The sequence below is a fragment of the Paraburkholderia phymatum genome (assembly GCF_040965635.1).
In the GTDB taxonomy this organism is placed as follows: domain Bacteria; phylum Pseudomonadota; class Gammaproteobacteria; order Burkholderiales; family Burkholderiaceae; genus Paraburkholderia; species Paraburkholderia phymatum_B.
This window is the reverse complement of sequence record NZ_JBFRCH010000001.1, coordinates 531,894-548,804: the sequence shown is the minus strand read 5'-3', so window position 1 is coordinate 548,804 and position 16,911 is coordinate 531,894. Positions and strand designations below refer to the sequence as shown.

Genomic DNA, 16,911 nt, shown 5'->3' with positions numbered 1-16,911 from the left:
GCTATCCGGGAAATTCAGCGTTTTCACAAAAAGCAGCTGCCTATACAATAAGCATGCTTACTATTCAAAAATTATCGCTTCATGACCCCCGATTTGCCGGCAGCAAAGCCCGCCGTCGCTCTGAACCGTCCGATGATCACGATCGCGATCATGCTCGCGACGCTGATGCAGACGCTCGACAGCACCATCGCCAACGTCGCGCTGCCGCACATGCAGGGCAGTCTGTCAGCGTCGCAGGATGAGATCACGTGGGTGCTCACGTCGTACATCGTCGCGGCCGCGATCGCTACGCCGCTCACCGGCTGGCTGTCGGACCGGCTGAGCGTCAAGCGTCTGCTGATGTTCGCGATCGGCGGGTTCACGGTCGCGTCGGCGCTGTGCGGGCTGTCCGAGACGCTGACGCAGATCGTCGCGTCGCGCCTGTTGCAGGGCGTCTTCGGCGCATCGCTCGTGCCGCTTTCGCAGTCGATTCTGCTCGACATCAATCCGCGCGAGAAACAAGGCCAGGCGATGGCCGTCTGGGGCATGGGCGTGATGGTCGGCCCGATTCTCGGCCCGACACTCGGCGGCTGGCTCACCGATAGCTACAACTGGCGCTGGGTCTTCTTCATCAACCTGCCGATCGGCGCGTTCGCGCTCTTTGGCGTGCTCACCTTTCTTCCGTCGCGCGAACCGAAGCACGACACGAAATTCGACGCCTTCGGTTTCGCGACCCTCGGCCTCGCGATCGGCGCGCTGCAGGCGATGCTCGATCGCGGCGAGCAGCTCGACTGGTTCGGCTCGAATGAAATCGTCGCCGAGGCGCTGATCGCGTCGATCAGCTTCGCGTTCTTCATTGCGCACACAGCGACCGTCGGCAAGTCGTCGTTCTTCAAGTACGAGTTGCTGAAGGACCGCAACTTCGCGACGGGCACGTTTTTCATCTTCATCATCGGCGCGGTGATGTACGCGACACGCGCACTGCTGCCACCGATGCTGCAAAACCTGATGAACTATCCCGTCGCGACAACGGGTCTTGTCACCGCGCCGAGCGGCGCCGGCACGATGCTCGCGATGCTGCTCGCAGGCCGCCTGCTCAAGCACATCGACGCGCGCCTGATGCTGCTCACCGGCTTCGTCGTGTCGGCATTCGCGCTCTGGCAGATGATGCAGTACACGATCGTGCTGTCGGCATCGAACATCGTGTGGCCCGGCGTGATCCAGGGCTTCGGCCTCGGACTCGTGTTCGTGCCGCTGAGCGCGCTGACGTTCTCGACGCTCACGCCAACGCTGCGCGCCGACGGCACCGCGACCTATAGCCTGATGCGCAACATCGGCAGCAGTATCGGCATCTCGATCGTGCAGACGCTGCTCACGCGCAACACGCAGGTCGCGCATTCGGACCTCGCGGCGAACGTGAACATGTTCAATCCCATCGTCCAGCCGCTACTCGCGACGGGTTCACGCGTCGACGTCGCCGTGCTCGACGCATCGATCACGCAGCAGGCCGCGATGATCGCGTATCTGAACGACTTCAAGCTGATGTTCGTCGCAACGCTGTTCGTCATTCCCCTCGTGCTGCTGATTCGGCCGTCGCGCACCGCGAGCAGCGAATCCGCCGCGCATGCGGCGATGGACTGACGTCGCGCGCGGAAATACGTCAGCCTTCGATCCGCCCTCGCGTCACGCCGAGCAGAGACGCCATCGCGTGACGGGCGCGCGGCGCATCGCGGTCGCGGATCGCTTCGAACACAGCCGTATGCTCGCCTAGCGACGCATTGAACACATCGGCGCGTTTCGCGTTCAGCCGCAACTGCGCTTCGAGCGTGCGCTCGATCAGCGTGCCGAGCGGTATCAGCAACTCGTTGCTGCATGCGGCGAGCACGCTCAGATGGAACTGCAGGTCGGCGCGCACCCATTCGTCGACGTTGCGCGCCGCGGCCATCGCCGAATGCGCGGCCTCGAGCGCGCCGAACGATTCGTCGCCATGCGACGCCGCCGCGAGCGCGGCCGCGTAGGGCTCGATCATCTCGCGCATTTCCTGCAGCTTCAGCGCGAAGTCCATCGCGGGTGCGACGCGCGAATACCAGTCGAGCAAATCCGCATCCAGCAGATTCCACGCGGTCTTCCGACGCACGCGCGTACCGACGCGCGGCCTTGATTCGATCAGCCCTTTCGACGTCAACGTGCGCAGCGCTTCACGAAGCACCGTGCGGCTCACGCCGAACGTCTCCATCAGGTCCGCTTCGCGCGGCAGGACGGATTCCGGCGCATAGTCGCCGCGCAGAATGGCCGTCGCCAGCAAATACGCGACGCGGCCGTGCAGGTCTCGCTGAATGTCCGTTCTCCTGATGCGGATTGTCGAATGGGTCTGTTGCGCGGCATCGCCTGGCGAAGCGAAGCGACGCGAACCGCTCGCGATTATCTGCGATCGGACGCGCGAAACCTAACGCGGGTCCCTGCATCGCCCGATAAAATCTTCCGCCAAATAATACTATTAATACTACTTTAACGCGATTTTGCTGTAGCATGTGGCTCCTCGACTGCCGCGCCGCGCTCGACCCGTCGGTGAAGCGAGGCGCTCATCAACTGCAACCGGCTTTGCCAGCAAAGGAGACAACCCATGAAGATCACCCGAATCGAAACATTCATCGTTCCTCCGCGCTGGTGCTTCGTGAAGATCGAGACGGACGAGGGCCTCGTCGGCTGGGGCGAGCCCGTCGTCGAAGGCCGCGCGCACACCGTCGCGGCCGCCGTCGACGAGCTTTCCGACTATCTGATCGGCAAAGACCCGCGCAACATCGAGGACCACTGGCAGGTCATGTATCGCGCGGGCTTCTATCGCGGCGGCCCAATTTCGATGAGCGCGATCGCGGGGATCGATCAGGCGCTGTGGGACATCAAGGGCAAATTCCACGGCGTGCCTGTGCACACGCTGCTCGGCGGCCAGGTGCGCGACCGTATCAAGGTGTATTCGTGGATCGGCGGCGACCGTCCGAGCGACGTCGCGAACAACGCGCGCGCCGTCGTCGAGCGCGGCTTCAAGGCCGTGAAGATGAACGGCTCCGAAGAGCTGCAGATCATCGACACGTTCGACAAGGTACAAGGCGTCATCAACAACGTCGCGGCCGTGCGCGAAGCCGTGGGCCCGAACGTCGGCATCGGCGTGGACTTCCATGGCCGCGTTCACAAGCCGATGGCGAAGGTGCTTGCGAAGGAGCTCGATCCGTTCAAGCTGATGTTCATCGAAGAGCCTGTGTTGTCGGAGAACGTCGAGGCGCTGCGCGACATCGTCAACCAGACGAGCACGCCCATCGCGCTCGGCGAGCGTCTATATTCGCGCTGGGACTTCAAGCACATTCTCGCGGGCGGTTACGTCGACATCATCCAGCCGGACGCATCGCACGCGGGCGGCATCACGGAATGCCGCAAGATCGCGTCGATGGCGGAGGCCTACGACGTCGCGCTCGCGCTGCACTGCCCGCTCGGACCGATCGCGCTCGCGACATGCCTGCAGATCGACGCCGTCAGCTACAACGCGTTCATCCAGGAACAGAGCCTCGGCATCCACTACAACCAGGGCAACGATCTGCTCGACTACATCAAGAACCCCGAAGTCTTCAAATACGAGGAAGGCTTCGTGTCGATCCCGCAAGGTCCGGGGCTCGGCATCGAAGTGAACGAGGACAAGGTGCGCGAAATGGCGAAGATCGGCCACCGCTGGCGCAATCCCGTCTGGCGTCACGCGGACGGCAGCGTCGCCGAGTGGTAAGCAGGCTCGCGCCATATCGCGAATGAAGAAGCAGACGCCGCCTTCGGGTGGCATCTGTCATGGCGTTTGTCATTTGACAACCGTTCGTTTTGTCACCGACGTTACGTCGAACTTCGCCACATAGGGCGTTTCAGTAACGTTACATAACTGGCCGGGCGACGCGTTGCCGTCCTTCGCACGCGTCGCAACCGTCGCGAAAGCCCTTGAAGGACAAGGCTCTTCGCCCTGCCAATCAGCGCTTCACGACGAATGGCCCGCTCCTTGCTGAACGCGATGCAAACATCCGTTCAAGCAGAGGACGCAATGGGCGAATTTCTTGCCGACTACCTGATCCGCGAACAGGCGGCCGTCGGCGCGCTGGTGGTGTTCAGCGTGTTGCGCGTAATCGGCGCGGCGATCGCGTTCGAGCGCGGCTGGCGCATCGCGACGATCGAACAGTGCTTCCTCGCCGCAGCGATTCTCTATTGCGTGCCGGAATTTTTCGACCTGCTGATGCACATGACGAGTTCGCATGCGGTAGCGGCGGAACTCGAAGGCAAGGCGGCGGGCAGCGCGATCGCACTTTCTTGTGCGCCTATCGTCGGGCACAAGCTGGGCTGCGAGTGATACGTGCATTGACGTGCATCGGCGCCGCGCGTCGGGTCGTGCGGCGCAATCCTGCGTGATGATTCAGCGTGCTTCAAGTGCTTCGCGTGCGTCAAACGCTTCACGTGCTTCAAGCGCTTCGCATGCCTCAAACGCTTCACGTGTCTCAAAAGCTTCACGTGTCTCAAAAGCTTCACGTGTCTCAAACGCTTCACGTGTGTCAAACGCTTCACGTGTCTCAAACGCTTCGAGTACTTCAAACGTTCGAGACACTCGCGTTCAACCCAACGCGACATACCCCGGCACGCTATGCGACAACACAGCCGCAGCGGCGAAGATGCCGAGCATCGCAAGCGCCTCGAGATACAGCACGTTGGAGAACGTACGCGCATCCATCGTCGCGGCGGTGCGGCGCAATCTCGGCAGCGCGGCAAAACGGTTCAGTCCGCCCATCGCCAGCGCGAGCGCAACGAGCACGAGCTTGAGCGTGAGCACGTGTCCCCATGTGCTTCCTGTGATGGCGTCGAACGACCCGCCCGCACCGCGCGCGGCATTGAACACGCCTGAGAGCAGCACGAACACGACAGCAACAAGCGATACGTTCGACAACTGGGTCGCCGTGCGTATCATCACGCCGCGCGCGATCGATGTGCTGAGCGCCGGCAGCACCGAGAACCCTGATGCGAGCACGAGGCCGCCCCATACGGAAGTCGTGAGCACATGCAGCGTTTGCATGCCGATAGCGGCAGATCCAAGACCCGCATCCGCCGCATGGCCGAGCGATGCCTTGCCGCCCGCAATCGCGATCACGGCGAGCCATAGCAGCGCATTGCGCAGCATGTTGTTCTGCCGTGCGAACGATACGAGCGTCAGCACGAGCGCGCCGCCAAACGCGACGCTCCAGGCGAAACCGACATGCGTCTGCGACAGCATCGTCGGCACGACGCCGAATGCTTCAGGCAGGCCGACGCCCGCCATTTCCGCCGCCTGATAGAGCAGCCAGCCGAGATCGGCCAGCACGAGCACGATCGCAGCAGCCTGCATCGACCGCTGCGCGCGCAACCACGCGGGGCGCGCGGGCGCGATCTTCGCCTGCGCATCGTTCGCGAGCCACGCGCCGAGCAACGCCGAACCAACGGCAAACGCAAACGCGATGTTCATGAGCGCGGCCATCGCGACCTGCCCGATCCACAATCCGTCGACTCTCATTTGACGTTGAAGGCGTAGCTGCCTTTGGTGCGGTGTCCGTCTTCGGCAACGGCCGTCCATTGCACGGTGTAGCGCCCCGGCGCGAGCGGCTGCAACGCGAGACGCATGGTCCTCGTGTCCGCTGGATCGACTTCGGAAGCGGTGGATGCCGCCCGCTTGCCATGCGCATCGACGAGCACGATCTTGCTGAACGCCGGTTCGAGCGGCTCGCTGAAGCGGATCGTCACTGCGGAAGGGGCTGCGATCTCGGCATCGGGCGCGGGTTCGCGCGACGTCGGCGTCGCATGGGCAAAGGCGTTCGACGCGACGACGAGCGACGCGCCGCACGCCGCAAGCCAGCGAAGTGGCGAGCGCAATGGCAAGGAAAGAGTCATAAGGTGGCTATGAGTGGAACGCTGGGACATGCAAGGACGCAGAACGGTCGGAATAGTACGCTTCGATATCTCGCAGCCGACTCAGTTCAACGATGCCGAGCCGTTCATCGCGTAGCGTGGCATCACTTCGCGAACAAAGCGCCGCGCGTGAATAGCGCGTGAATATCGTGAAAGCGAAGCGCGCGAGACATCGCAACCGAGCGAGCGTCACCGATGCGAAATGCGCCATCTTAAATGAGCTGGAAGCGCTGCCGCCAGGCCGCAAAGCATTTTGTGAACAAGCGCGCGTCCTTATGCGATGACGTTCGGTTGCGTCAACTTGTCGCATCGACGGGTGTCGCGACGGCGCATCAGGTGGGAAATTGGTCGCATGTGTCAAATAGTCACCATTACCCATCGATGATAGAATGCTGCGTCGCCGCGCAGCGTCTGCATTATCCATCGCGCTGCACACACCGATCCGCTCGAAGTTCGGCAAGGTCCCCGATAATCATGGAGTTACGCGTGTCTTCAAGACGCATTTTCCGCCCTTTGCTCGCCCTCTTTTTGATCGGGTGCGCAGGCGTATCTGGCGCTGCGAAAGCGCAAACTCAGCCCAAAGCTCCGGACACAATGGAAGCGCGCGTGCAAGGCTGCACGGCATGTCACGGCTCGAAGGGCCAAGGCACGGATAACGACTACTTCCCGCGTCTTGCTGGCAAGCCGGCCGACTATCTGTACAACCAGTTGAAGAACTTCCGCGAAGGCCGCCGGAAGTATCCGCCGATGAACTACCTCGTCACGTATCTCTCGGACGACTACCTTCATCAGATCGCGACGTACTTTTCGCAGCAGCGTCCGCCGTATCCGACGCCGGCCAAGCCGACCGTCTCCGATGCGACGCTCGCGCGCGGAAAGGAAATCGTGCTGAACGGCGACGCATCGAAGCAGATTCCCGCTTGCGCGGCTTGCCACGGCAAGGGCCTTACGGGCATGGAACCGGCTATTCCGGGCCTGGTCGGACTGCACCTCGACTACATCAGCGCGCAGTTGGGCGCATGGCGTTCGGGTTCGCGCCACGCAATCGAGCCTGACTGCATGCACACGATCGCAACGCGTCTGACGGACGCCGACGTGAACGCAGTCGCCGCGTGGCTGTCCACGCAGCAGGCGCCGCAGAACCCCGTGCCGGCACCCGCCAAATCGTTGAAGACTCCGCTTGCCTGCGGCAGCGAACCGCAATAAGGCACCGGGAGAGACAAACAAATGAAACGCAAGTCTTTGTTCGCCCTTTCGGCTGTCGTCGTCGTTGCGGCTGCCGCACTCGTTCCCGTCCTGTGGTCGGGTGGCGACAACCTGCACAACGGCACCGCGATGGCGGCCACGCCGGCAGACCAGGCTGAACTGATCAAGAAGGGCGAGTATCTCGCTCGCGCCGGCGACTGTATCGCGTGCCACACGGTGCGCGGCGGCAAGATATTCGCCGGTGGCCTGCCGATGGCCACGCCGTTCGGCACGCTGTTCACGCCGAACATCACGCCTGATGACCAGTACGGCATCGGCAAATGGTCGCAGGACGACTTCTATCGCGCGATGCACACGGGCCGCTCGAAGGACGGCAGCCTGCTCTATCCGGCGTTCCCGTTCACGAGCTACACGAAGGTCTCGCGCGCCGACTCGGACGCGATCTACGCTTATCTGCGTTCGGTCCCGCCCGCATCGGTGCCGAGCCGTCCGCACGAACTCAAGTTCCCGTTCAACAACCGCAACCTGCTGATCGGCTGGCGCACGCTGTTCTTCCGTGAAGGCGAGTACAAGCCGGACCCGACCAAATCGGTCGAATGGAACCGCGGCGCGTATCTGATCGAAGGCCTTGGCCACTGCGGCATGTGCCACACGTCGATCAACGCGATGGGCGGCCCCGTCAACTCGGCTGCGTTCGCGGGCGGTCTGATTCCGCTGCAGAACTGGTACGCGCCGTCGCTGACGTCGAACAAGGAAGCGGGCCTCGGCGACTGGGACATCAAGGACATTTCCGATCTGCTGAAGACGGGCGTGTCGCCGCGCGGTGCGGTGTTCGGTCCGATGGCCGAAGTGGTTCACAACAGCCTCCAGTACATGACGGACGATGACGTCCACGCGATGTCGACGTACCTGAAGACGATCCCGCAAAAGAGTGAAGCGCCTGAGCATCTGCAACTGGAAACGTCGGAGCAGTTCGGCGGCGAGCTGTTGAAGCAAGGCCAGAAGGTCTACGCGGACAACTGCGCGAAGTGTCACGAAGCGAATGGTCTCGGCCAGCCGCCGAACTTCCCGCCGCTCGCGAACAACCAGTCGATCCAGATGCCGTCGGCCGTCAACCCGATCCGCATGGTGCTGAACGGCGGCTATCCGCCGAGCACGGACGGCAATCCGAAACCGTATGGCATGCCGCCGTTCGCCCAGTCGCTGTCGAATCAGGAAGTGGCAGCCGTTGTGACGTACATCCGCCAGTCGTGGGGCAACCACGGCACGGCTGTATCGCCGCAACAAGTGGTCGATCTGCGTTCGGCGCCGCTCGACTAAGCGCCGTCCGATGTATCGGGGCGCGGCCTGCGGTTATCGCGGCCGCGCCCTTCGCTTTTTGTAGCATCGTGTAGCATCGCAGTTTCGAAGCCCGTCTGTCTTCGACGCAACGGACATCTGACATATCGGGCGTATAACGTATGTCCAGTGTCGTTTGTCAGGTGGCGCAGGCATCATGCGGGGGGAAGTACCGTGCACGTCGGGGAGCGTCTGAACAGCATCACTCATCTGGTGGGCGCCGTGTTGTCGGTGGCGGGGCTCGCAACGCTCGTGACGATGGGCGCGCTCGACGGCGATGCGTACAAGGTCGTGAGCTTCAGCGTCTACGGCGCGATGCTGTGTGCGTTGTACGGAATCTCGACGCTCTATCACAGCGTGAGCGGTCCGCGTCTGAAGGCGATCCTGCAGAAGTGCGATCACTCCGCGATCTATCTGCTGATTGCGGGCAGCTATACGCCGTTCACGCTGGTCACGCTGCGTGGTCCGTGGGGCTGGTCGCTGTTCGGCGTGAGCTGGGGCTTGGCGGCGCTCGGGATCGTGCAGGAACTGACGCTCGGGCGACGCACCCGCAGCGTATCGATGGTGCTTTATCTGCTGATGGGATGGCTTGCGCTCGTCGCCATCGGCCCGCTGGTCACTGCATTGCCGGCCGCGGGCACTGCATGGCTCGTGGCCGGCGGGATCATCTATAGCGCGGGCATCTACTTCTTCGTCAACGACGAGCGCATCCGGCACGGACACGGTATCTGGCACCTGTTCGTACTCGCCGGCAGTCTGTGTCAATTCGTCAGCGTCGCGCGTTATGTCGCGTAAGGCGCGCGGCGGCGGATGCAACTTAATGCCAGTCGACGTGTCTGCATAGCGCGTCGAGCATTCGGCACGCATCGCGCGTGCCGCCGATTTCTCCGTGAACGGTGAGTGTCGGGCGAGCGATCGCCTCGATCGCCCGGGCGCGCGCCTGATGGCCGCGTTCGCACCGTTCGCACAATTGCATTGCAAAGAGCTTTTATGTCTTTTGATTCTCTCGGCTTGTCCGAACCGCTGGTCCGCGCCGTCAACGAACTCGGCTACACGTCCCCGACTCCGATCCAGTTGCAAGCCATCCCCGCCGTGCTCAACGGCGGCGACCTGATGGCCGGCGCGCAAACGGGCACCGGCAAGACGGCCGGCTTCACCCTGCCCATCCTGCAACGTCTTCTGACGATGCCGCCCGCGCCGGGCGGCAAGCGCGTCGTGCGCGCGCTCATTCTCACGCCGACGCGCGAACTCGCCGCACAGGTCGAAGAAAGCGTGCGTGCTTATGGCAAGTATCTGAAGCTCAAGTCGACCGTGATGTTCGGTGGCGTCGGCATCAATCCGCAGATCGACGCATTGAGGCGCGGCGTCGATATCGTCGTCGCGACGCCGGGTCGTCTGCTCGATCACATGCAGCAGAAGACCATCGACCTGTCGCATCTCGAGATTCTCGTGCTCGACGAAGCGGACCGCATGCTCGACATGGGCTTCATCCATGACATCAAGCGTGTGCTCGCGAAGCTGCCGCCGAAGCGGCAGAATCTGCTGTTCTCGGCGACGTTCTCCGACGAGATCAAGGCGCTTGCCGACAGCCTGCTCGATTCGCCCGCGCTGATCGAAGTCGCGCGCCGCAACACGACGGCTGAAACGGTCGCGCAGAAGATTCACCCTGTCGATCGCGACCGCAAGCGCGAACTGCTCACTCACCTGATCAAGCAGCACAACTGGTTCCAGGTGCTCGTGTTCACGCGCACGAAGCACGGCGCGAATCGTCTCGCCGAGCAGTTGACGAAGGACGGCATCAGCGCGCTTGCGATTCACGGCAACAAGAGCCAGTCGGCGCGCACGCGAGCGCTGTCCGAATTCAAGGACGGCACGCTGCAGGTGCTCGTCGCAACGGATATCGCCGCACGCGGCATCGACATCGATCAGCTGCCGCATGTCGTCAACTTCGATCTGCCGAACGTACCGGAAGACTACGTGCATCGCATCGGCCGCACGGGCCGCGCGGGCGCGACGGGCGAGGCGGTATCGCTGGTGTGCGTCGACGAGCTGCAACTGCTGAAGGACATCGAAAAGCTGATCAAGCGCGCCGTGCCGCAAGAAGTGATCGCGGGCTTCGAGCCCGATCCGAATGCGCGTCCAGAACCGATCCAGCGTCGCGGACAAAGCGGTGGTGGCCGTGCACCGCGTCAGGGACAAGGTCAAGGTCAAGGTCAAGGCGTAGGCCAAAGCCAGGGTCAGCGTCAAGGCCAGCGTCAGCCGAAGCGCGAAGGCTCGACGGGTGCGAACAACGGCGCGGCGCGCGACGGTCAGCGCGGTTCGGCTTCGGGCTCGGGTTCGGCCGATAAGCCGAAGCACCAGCCGCATGCGAAGCCGCAAAACGCAAAGCCCATGCATGCGCGTCACGACGGCGCGCGTCATCAGGACAAGCCGCGCGCGGCAACGCATGACGGCACAGCGCATGCTCCGCACGCGCCGCGCAAACCGCGCAATGCGAACCCGGGTGCGCTGCTCGGCGGCGGCAAGCCGCGCAGCGATGCGCCGCATACGCGACGCGACGGTCAGCGCGGCAACTAACGCGAGTCGATCAAAGCGATTCAGTCGATGCCCCGCGGGCATCCGCTTCTGACCGCTATCTCCCAGCCGCCGCGCCACCGGCGGCTTTCTTCAGGTACTCGATCTGCTGCGTCCAGCGTTCGAGTACCGCATCTCTCCCCTCTTCCAGTTCGAACGTGATGCCGGACGTGAGCCGCGCATAACGCACTCGCTGCGCTTCGCCCGATTCGATCGATCCCGCGAAGCACGCAAGCCCGGCGCCATCTGCCTGCATCGGCGCAAGCTGGAGTTGAATCTGATAGAACGCATCGTCGAATACGAACGTCAACGCGGCGCGGCCGTTGAGTCCGATCGCCCGCGCCGCGCGCGACTGCGGCCACAGCGCGATGCACAGCGTGCGCGAATCCGGCGCGTACAACTCGCCGATGCCGAGCAGCGACGTGCGCACGTGTCCGCCGCTCGTATCGACGGTCAGCAGCGACGCGGTGAATCCCACTTTCGATTCGATTGCAGCACCATCGAAGAGCGCGCGCAATTCGACAGGCCATTCGTCGAACACCTGTTGATCGAGTGCGCGGTTTTGATCCGCGGATGCAGTCATGAATCTTTCCTCCGTCGATGACTCGGGCCCGTCGCGGTTTAAACGCGAGCGTCTCATGGCCGATGCCGTGCCCAATGCGAATGGCCCGCGCGTGGCGGGCCATCCGTTCGTTCGTATGTCGTTCGTCAGCGGTCGAAACCGGCCAGCAAGGCGCGGCCGCGCCCGCGACATTCAGCGGAAGAACACGTGTTGCGTGATCTTCGCCAGCGGGTAGTGAACACCAGGCTGAATCTTCGCCGGCAGATCGAGCGGCTTGAGTAGCATCTTCACACACATATCGGCTGACAGGTTGTGCCGCACGAGCCGATTCACGCGCGCGGCCCTGTCGCGGTTATACGCTGGATCGTTGACGCGCTCGGGATAGCGGATCGCGAAGACATGACGCAGCGCGATCTCCGAGTCTTCGTTCTTGATCTCCATCACGCGGCGCATCAGCGCGCCCAGCACCGCAAGGCGGCCATTGCCCTCGATCTTGTTGTACTTCTTGAAGTACTTGAAAAAGTGCTTGTAGTGACGGACTTCGTCGGTGCGGATGTTGTCGGTGATTTCCTTTAGCACGGGTTCATCCGAACATTCGCCGATCGCGCGATACAGCGTGGCCGTACCCGTCTCGACGACGCAGCGCGCGACCATCTCCAGCGCGCGCGTCTTCTCGAAGTCCTCGACATTGCAGGTCTTCGAATACTCTTCGAAGAAGTTGCGGAAGGCCGTGTCCCAATCGAACTCGGGCCACACGTGCGCGATATAAGCCTTTAGTGCGCGGCCGTGCTGCATCTCTTCCGGCTCCCACTCGTTGTTGAGCCACGCGGACACTTCCGGATCGCCGTTGAAGAACTTGCTCAGATTGCTGGTGTAGAGGTCGGTGCCGCTCTCGATGAACGAAGCCGCGCACAGCAACAACAACAGGTCTTCATTGGCGACCGCGCGTTGACGGTCGATGCGATTGAGATCGATGTCTTCGATGCGCCAGGGCATCACGTGGGCAGCCTCGTTGTGCATAAACGTACGCTCCGAAAGCCGTAGCGCCCCGTGCGCGGGCTGATCCGTATGAATCCCGGTTCGACCGCCGCCCGTGACCACTACCGTGCTTTGCAACATTTGACTTCTTTCTTTCATCTTAGCCGTTGCTCTGCAATTTCGCAGATAACACAGCACAGACCGTGCCGGAGGTTCGCAGTTCCATGCGAGCGTTAGTCGAAACGTGCAAATACATCAGGCGATCAACGCGACGCACAAGAAGAACGGGCAGCGTGGAGACGCAACGTCTTGCGGACCAGGCGCGATGGCTCCGGGCACGCAATCGCATCGCAGTAATCGGCTGTAAGAAGGGCCGCGAGCGTCATCGCGAAGGTCTTCACTTGCGACTGCAACGCGGGCTTTCGAATCGTTGTCGTCGCGAGCTATTCGAGCAGGCCGGGCGCGATCCATAAGACCGATGCGACGTGCGAGAGAACCGAAGTCCAAGGCCGCGCCGATGAAGGTCTTACAATACGGCCAAGCCAACCTTTGCCCGCTCATCGTGCGGCGCTCAACACAATTACCATGACACGAGACCCCCGCCTCACGCTCAATGCACGTCAACAGGAACTGCTCGAGTGGGTGCAGCGCGACGGCTTCGTGACGGTCGACGATCTGGCCTCGCACTTCGACGTGACACCGCAGACGATTCGCCGCGACGTCAACTGGCTCGCCGACATGAATCTGCTGCGCCGCTATCACGGCGGCGCCAGTCTGCCGACCAGTTCGGAGAACGTGTCGTACAGCGCGCGGCAGCGGATGTTCCACGACGAGAAGCGGCGCATCGCAGCCCTCGTGGCCACGCACATTCCCGATCAGGCATCGCTCTTCATCAACCTCGGCACGACGACGGAAGAAGTCGCGCGTGCGCTGAACCGGCATCGGGGACTGCGCGTGATCACGAACAATCTGAACGTCGCGAGCATGATGAGCGGCTATCCGGATTGCGAGGTGCTGGTGACGGGCGGCATCGTGCGTCCGTGGGACAAGGGCATCGTCGGCGAGCTTGCGATCGACTTCATCCGGCAGTTCAAGGTGGACTTCGCGATCATCGGCACGTCGAGCATCGAAACGGACGGCACGCTGCGCGACTTCGACACGCGCGAAGTGCGCGTCGCGGAAGCGATCATCGAACATTCACGCACCGTGTTCCTCGCCGCCGATCATTCGAAATTCGGCCGGCCGGCGCTCGTTCGCCAGGGACATCTGAACCAGATCGACTCGCTCTTCACCGACGCGCCGCCGCCCCCGGAAATGACCGACACACTGGCCAGCACGGGCACGCAGGTCTACGTCGCGGAATGACCTTCTTCGGGCACGCACGCGGGACAGTCGCAAGCCGATTTCCGCCATGCTGCACCGCACGCAATACCTCCAGTGAAATCAAGGAGTTGCCGTCGAACCCCGACCGCCTCTCAGGCGCCGCGCTGTCAACGGAAAAATTTTCGGGGGCCGATTTGGACTTCCGGCTGCGATTGACTACACTCCAGTTCCCCAACGTCCTTAAAGGTCTTAGGACGGCAGCGAATGCACGGACGTGGGGCGATAAAGCACAACTTCAGGCCTGATCCACGGGAATCACCCCCGCTGGATCCTCTGCCCGCCGAGAGGGCCGTCGGCTGGCGCAAAGGCAACCCGAGTACGCTTGACACGGAGAGAAACGATGCTGAGTCCGCATGAATTCGCCACGTTGTTGCTCGTCAAGGACGCCCCCAATCAGGTCGACATGGAACGCGAAGAGCTCGACGCCCTGCTCGAACGGCAGCTCGTTCAGCTCGAAAAACTCGCGTCTGGCTTGCAGCAATGGCGTGTCACGGAATCTGGCGATACTGCTCTGCGCGCTATCAAGCGCTTTTCCTGACGGCAAACGATCGGGCCTCACCGACTTGCCAGTCAAACCTCCGCGGCCGTCGGCGTGTTCGCAATGAACACGCAAGCATACGGGCGCCTGGACGGTCACGCGGCTTAGCCCGCCTGGCCGTCTTTACGTTTTTGCGCCTCGGGTTTTTACGCCTCGCGTTGCGCTGATCCCTTCTGACGCACGTTCAGCGCGTTGACCGCACGTTCCCTCAGCCGCTTCGCAGCGTCGGATCGACGGCAGCGCGCCAGCTCAGTGCCTTCACGCGCTGCGCGTTGAAGAACTCCACCCATTGATTGCGCGCCTGCGGATCGCTGCTTGCGCCCTGGGACGCGTAGCGCTGCGCGATCGACGTCTGGAACGCGCAGAAATCGGCCTTCGACAGCCCGCCGCGCTTGTTCGCCACATACGCGTCGAACAACGTCACATAGACGGACTGCGCGTCGTTTCTGTAATCGACCCGTTGCGTGCCGCACATCGCCTGCAGATCCGCGAACGAAGGCGCGCCCAACGTCCCGCTCAGGCTCGGCGTGCTGACGCATGCCGAGAGCGCCACTGCCATCGACAGCGCCGCCGCGCCCGTCTTCCAGAGTCCACGCATGAAATTCACCTCGTCAAACCGCTAGTCGGCTGGTTGCCGAAAGTATCGTCCGGGCGCGGCATTCGCGCCACCGGCGCGCGAAAACGCGCACTGATCCGGGTTAAGTCGAACTTTACTTTTTCGTATACGTTCATTAAAGTTTCGAAAACGAACATTTCGATCTCGAAACATGCCAATTTTCTTCCTCCGTCAGGGGCGCTCCGGGTGACGCACGATTCCATTTACGATCTGCTCGTCGTCGGCGGCGGGATCAACGGCGCGGGCATCGCGCGCGACGCGGCGGGGCGCGGCCTGTCGGTGCTGCTGTGCGAGCAGGACGATCTGGCGTCGCATACCTCATCGGCGAGCACCAAGCTGATTCACGGTGGCCTGCGCTATCTTGAGTACCGCGAATTCGGCCTCGTGCGCAAAGCGCTCCAGGAACGCGAGACGCTTCTGCGCGCGGCGCCGCACATCATCTGGCCGATGCGCTTCGTGATGCCGCACATGCCCGATCTGCGTCCCGCATGGCTGATCCGCGCCGGTCTCTTTCTCTACGATCATCTCGCGCGCCGCGAACTGCTGCCGGGCTCGCGCGGCATCGACATGCGCCGGCATCCGGCCGGCGCGCCGCTCGTCGATTCGATCAGACGCGGCTTCGTCTATTCGGACGGCTGGGTGGACGATGCGCGCCTCGTCGTGCTGAACGCGCTCGACGCGAGCGAGCATGGCGCCACGATCCTGACGCGCACGAAGCTCGTCGGCGCCGAAAGAACGCGTGGCGCGAACGGCGAATGGCATGCGCGCCTTGTGCGCGCGGACGGCTCGACGATCACGGTGCGCGCGCGCTCGATTGCGAACGCGGCAGGCCCGTGGGTCGGCGAACTGCTGCGCGGCCCCCTGTCGCGCGGCCGCGATGCGAACTACAGCGTGCGGCTCGTGAAGGGAAGCCACATCGTCACGCGACGCCTGTTCGACCACGATCACGCGTACATCTTCCAGAACCCCGACAAGCGCATCATCTTCGCGATCCCATACGAACGCGACTTCACGCTGATCGGCACGACCGATATCCAATACGACGGCGATCCGTCGCAAGTCGCGATCACTGCGCAAGAGACACAGTATCTGTGCGACTCGATCAATCGCTACTTCAGGAAGTCCATCGCGCCGCGCGACGTGCGCTGGACGTACTCGGGCGTGCGCCCGCTGCTCGAGGACGAAAACGCGGACAACCCGTCGGCCGTGACACGCGACTACCGGATCGAACTCGACGCTCCAGCGGGCGAAGCGCCGCTGCTGTCGGTGTTCGGCGGCAAGATCACGACGTTTCGCAAGCTCGCGGAAGAAGCCGTCGACGAACTCACGCGCGCGCTGGGGCATGTCAGAACGCCGTGGACGGCGTGCGCGCCGCTGCCTGGCGGCGACATCGCGGATGCCGACTTCGAGCGCTTCGCGTCGCAGTTTCAGCAGCAGCACGCATGGCTTCCCGCCGACTTGGCGCGCCGCTATGCACGCGCATACGGCACGCGTGCCCCGCGCGTGACAGGCGCTGCGCGTTCGCTCGCGGATCTTGGACATCGATTCGCGCCGGGACTTTATGAAGCGGAATTGCGCTATCTGCGCGACACGGAATGGGCGACGACGGCACAAGACGTGCTGTGGCGCCGCTCGAAGCTCGGGCTGCATGTCGAACCGGGCACGCTTGATAGCGTCACGCGAGAAATCGACGCCTGGTTCGCCCGCGTGCCGTCGAAGCTGCACGCCTGAACCTAGCCGATCGGTAGCCGACCGACAGCGCTTGCGCGCACAGCCACG

The 16,911-nt window shown here is 63.0% G+C and carries 16 protein-coding genes; 10 read left to right on the top strand and 6 right to left on the bottom strand.

Annotated elements, in window-relative coordinates; genetic code table 11:
• Positions 1-81 precede the first annotated feature (81 nt).
• On the top strand, positions 82-1,620 hold the full coding sequence (locus tag AB4Y32_RS02490; protein ID WP_368719809.1) for a DHA2 family efflux MFS transporter permease subunit: 1,539 nt from the start codon (positions 82-84) through the stop codon (positions 1,618-1,620).
• A 19-nt stretch (positions 1,621-1,639) separates the two neighbouring features.
• On the opposite strand, the gene AB4Y32_RS02485 is transcribed toward AB4Y32_RS02490, so the two are convergent.
• Positions 1,640-2,332, bottom strand: coding sequence for a FadR/GntR family transcriptional regulator (locus tag AB4Y32_RS02485; RefSeq protein WP_368719993.1), 693 nt, complete (start codon positions 2,330-2,332; stop codon positions 1,640-1,642).
• Between the two features lie 270 nt (positions 2,333-2,602).
• Here AB4Y32_RS02485 and dgoD point away from each other — a divergent pair, with 270 nt between their 5' ends.
• Together dgoD and AB4Y32_RS02475 are read left to right on the top strand one after the other, a co-directional pair.
• A complete protein-coding gene (gene dgoD, locus AB4Y32_RS02480; protein ID WP_368719808.1) occupies positions 2,603-3,751 on the top strand; it encodes a galactonate dehydratase in 1,149 nt (382 codons plus the stop codon).
• Between the two features lie 303 nt (positions 3,752-4,054).
• Positions 4,055-4,357 carry a hypothetical protein gene (locus AB4Y32_RS02475; protein ID WP_368719807.1) on the top strand — a complete coding sequence of 101 codons (303 nt, stop codon included), beginning with the start codon at positions 4,055-4,057 and terminating at the stop codon, positions 4,355-4,357.
• Between the two features lie 258 nt (positions 4,358-4,615).
• Here AB4Y32_RS02475 and AB4Y32_RS02470 read toward each other — a convergent pair whose 3' ends face one another.
• A complete protein-coding gene (locus AB4Y32_RS02470) occupies positions 4,616-5,545 on the bottom strand; it encodes a CopD family protein (RefSeq protein ID WP_368719806.1) in 930 nt (309 codons plus the stop codon).
• On the bottom strand, positions 5,542-5,919 hold the full coding sequence (gene copC / locus AB4Y32_RS02465; RefSeq protein WP_368719805.1) for a copper homeostasis periplasmic binding protein CopC: 378 nt from the start codon (positions 5,917-5,919) through the stop codon (positions 5,542-5,544). The genes AB4Y32_RS02470 and copC overlap by 4 nt, the downstream gene beginning before the upstream one ends.
• A gap of 492 nt (positions 5,920-6,411) precedes the next feature.
• Between copC and AB4Y32_RS02460 the strand changes: the two genes are divergently transcribed.
• The 4 genes from AB4Y32_RS02460 (at position 6,412) to AB4Y32_RS02445 (ending at position 11,058) form a co-directional block, all read left to right on the top strand.
• Positions 6,412-7,143: a cytochrome c gene (locus AB4Y32_RS02460; protein ID WP_368719804.1), complete on the top strand. Its 732-nt coding sequence runs from the start codon at positions 6,412-6,414 to the stop codon at positions 7,141-7,143.
• A gap of 21 nt (positions 7,144-7,164) precedes the next feature.
• Positions 7,165-8,463, top strand: a complete 1,299-nt coding sequence (locus AB4Y32_RS02455) for a cytochrome c (RefSeq protein ID WP_368719803.1) — start codon at positions 7,165-7,167, stop codon at positions 8,461-8,463.
• A gap of 192 nt (positions 8,464-8,655) precedes the next feature.
• The gene (gene trhA / locus AB4Y32_RS02450) at positions 8,656-9,276 is read left to right on the top strand and encodes a PAQR family membrane homeostasis protein TrhA (RefSeq protein ID WP_368719802.1); all 621 of its coding nucleotides are present in this window, start codon (positions 8,656-8,658) and stop codon (positions 9,274-9,276) included.
• Positions 9,277-9,471: 195 nt separating this feature from the next.
• Positions 9,472-11,058: a DEAD/DEAH box helicase gene (locus AB4Y32_RS02445; protein ID WP_368719801.1), complete on the top strand. Its 1,587-nt coding sequence runs from the start codon at positions 9,472-9,474 to the stop codon at positions 11,056-11,058.
• 55 nt (positions 11,059-11,113) lie between these two features.
• Here AB4Y32_RS02445 and AB4Y32_RS02440 read toward each other — a convergent pair whose 3' ends face one another.
• Positions 11,114-11,638 (bottom strand): hypothetical protein, encoded by a 525-nt coding sequence (locus tag AB4Y32_RS02440; RefSeq protein ID WP_368719800.1) that lies wholly within the window; start codon positions 11,636-11,638, stop codon positions 11,114-11,116.
• A gap of 171 nt (positions 11,639-11,809) precedes the next feature.
• Complete coding sequence (locus AB4Y32_RS02435; protein WP_087734049.1) at positions 11,810-12,637, bottom strand: ferritin-like domain-containing protein; 828 nt, start codon at positions 12,635-12,637, stop codon at positions 11,810-11,812.
• Between the two features lie 543 nt (positions 12,638-13,180).
• Here AB4Y32_RS02435 and AB4Y32_RS02430 point away from each other — a divergent pair.
• A complete protein-coding gene (locus AB4Y32_RS02430; protein WP_368719799.1) occupies positions 13,181-13,960 on the top strand; it encodes a DeoR/GlpR family DNA-binding transcription regulator in 780 nt (259 codons plus the stop codon).
• A gap of 358 nt (positions 13,961-14,318) precedes the next feature.
• Positions 14,319-14,516: a hypothetical protein gene (locus AB4Y32_RS02425; RefSeq protein WP_087734051.1), complete on the top strand. Its 198-nt coding sequence runs from the start codon at positions 14,319-14,321 to the stop codon at positions 14,514-14,516.
• A 208-nt stretch (positions 14,517-14,724) separates the two neighbouring features.
• Here the strand turns inward: AB4Y32_RS02425 and AB4Y32_RS02420 are convergent, their stop codons facing one another.
• Complete coding sequence (locus AB4Y32_RS02420; protein WP_368719798.1) at positions 14,725-15,114, bottom strand: hypothetical protein; 390 nt, start codon at positions 15,112-15,114, stop codon at positions 14,725-14,727.
• 204 nt (positions 15,115-15,318) lie between these two features.
• Between AB4Y32_RS02420 and glpD the strand changes: the two genes are divergently transcribed.
• On the top strand, positions 15,319-16,863 hold the full coding sequence (glpD, locus tag AB4Y32_RS02415) for a glycerol-3-phosphate dehydrogenase (protein ID WP_368719797.1): 1,545 nt from the start codon (positions 15,319-15,321) through the stop codon (positions 16,861-16,863).
• Positions 16,864-16,911: the final 48 nt, after the last annotated feature.